Genomic DNA, 1,548 nt, shown 5'->3' with positions numbered 1-1,548 from the left:
CGAGCAAGCTGCGCTGCTCGGCGTTCAGCTTCTCGCTCTTGAGGCCGAACTTCAGGCGCTTGAGAACAGCATTCTCGTAGGTGAGTTTGTCGATCAGCGCTTGCTTGAATTGGATTTGCGCTGCATCAGCTTTGATTTTTTCGGTGTTGCTGGCCACCTTTTGCAGCAAGCCCGTGACCATCTCGCGCAGCTCATCTGCGTTCAAATCTGCGAGTGCGGGCGGTGCGCTGTTCATGGGTTAGAAGTGTGCCCAACACTGCCGGTGTTGTGTATCCGAGGATGCCCCAATTGAACAACGCAAAGGCCATGGTCGATGATCGCCCAACCGTTTTTATATGACCGTGATCACACCCGCATCACCCATGCGTTGCCAAGGCAAACCAAGCGCTAAAGCGCTCAACTGTGCTGCGTTCATCGGCAACCGGGGCGACAGCCGTGCATCGCCCCACGCGAACTTGCCCGTGTTCAACCTGCGCGCTGCCAGCCATACGCCCACCCCATCGTGCACGAGTACCTTCATGCGGTTGGCACGCGCATTGGCAAACAGATAAGCGTGATGCGGGTGGGCTGCGCCAAAGACTTGAACGACCCGCGCCAGTGCAGTCTCTGGCCCTGCACGCATGTCCAGCGGCTCGGTGGCCATCCAGACGGCATCGATGCGGATCAACGCAACAGCTCCAAAAGCCACTGGGCACAGGCCGGCGCCGCCGCTGCAGGCCAACGCAACTTGACGGACAAATCGCCTCGATGGATTTCAACGTGAACGCTGTCGACGGCGACAGCGGCTGTGGCTATCGGCTCAGTGATGGGCAACTCAATGAAGGCTGGCACCGCCTTGTGGGAAGTTTGAGGCAAGCGAAGTGCAGCGGGATCGGGCAGTTCACGCAGCCAGCGGTGCAGGATGTTGTGATTGATGCCATGGTTTCGAGCCACGGAGGCGACCGACATGCCTGGAATGCGACAAGCGGCAACCAGCTGGGCTTTGAACTCGGGGCTGTAGGTGCGGCGGCCACGGCCGGGCTGGGGGAGTTGGTTGTTGGTGTACATGTTTCCACGATCTGTTACGTGGACACGATGCTCTTAGATCTGGGGTATTGCTGCCAGATGGGATGACCGGACGCTTACTTTGATGGTGCCTCACCACCCATCAAACAAAAACAACACCGGATGAGAGTGATCCTCGACGCACGTATTCGTCGAGCTCTATTCGATTTGGCAACCCGTCGCAGTCCCCTGGGAATTGAACGACGCGAGCACCAATAGCATTGCCTCGCCGCGCAGCCTCGCTCAGCGACATTCCCTCAAGGAGTGCACTGATAACCCCTACCGCAAAGCCGTCGCCAGCACCGACCGTGTCAACGACTGTCTCAACTTCAAATCCAGAAATGGTTGCAAAACCCTCTTTGCTGGCAACAAAAGCTCCTTGGGATCCTAGCTTTACAACTACCTGGCTAACCCCCTTCTCCAAGTAGAAATTTGCAATTCCTTCCGCAGTACTTTGTCCAGTCAGGAGTTGACCTTCAGCCAAACCCGGCATGACAAGATCCG

The 1,548-nt window shown here is 57.3% G+C and carries 4 protein-coding genes; all 4 read right to left on the bottom strand.

Annotated features, from left to right (window positions below; all coding sequences use genetic code 11):
- A partial coding sequence (locus V7Q41_RS13295; protein WP_333846448.1) for a transposase occupies window positions 1-235 on the bottom strand: 235 nt, incomplete at its 3' end.
- A 96-nt stretch (window positions 236-331) separates the two neighbouring features.
- Window positions 332-667 carry an IS66 family insertion sequence element accessory protein TnpB gene (gene tnpB / locus V7Q41_RS13290; RefSeq protein ID WP_333846447.1) on the bottom strand — a complete coding sequence of 112 codons (336 nt, stop codon included), beginning with the start codon at window positions 665-667 and terminating at the stop codon, window positions 332-334.
- A complete protein-coding gene (gene tnpA, locus V7Q41_RS13285; protein ID WP_333846446.1) occupies window positions 664-1,047 on the bottom strand; it encodes an IS66-like element accessory protein TnpA in 384 nt (127 codons plus the stop codon). Before tnpA ends, tnpB begins: the two co-directional genes overlap by 4 nt.
- A gap of 100 nt (window positions 1,048-1,147) precedes the next feature.
- Window positions 1,148-1,548 (bottom strand): carbohydrate kinase family protein (locus V7Q41_RS13280; RefSeq protein ID WP_333846445.1); only part of this gene is annotated, 401 nt, incomplete at its 5' end.

This window comes from Limnohabitans sp., from assembly GCF_036804465.1.
Taxonomy (GTDB): Bacteria; Pseudomonadota; Gammaproteobacteria; order Burkholderiales; family Burkholderiaceae_C; genus Limnohabitans.
This window is presented reverse-complemented; position numbering and strand designations above follow the sequence as displayed.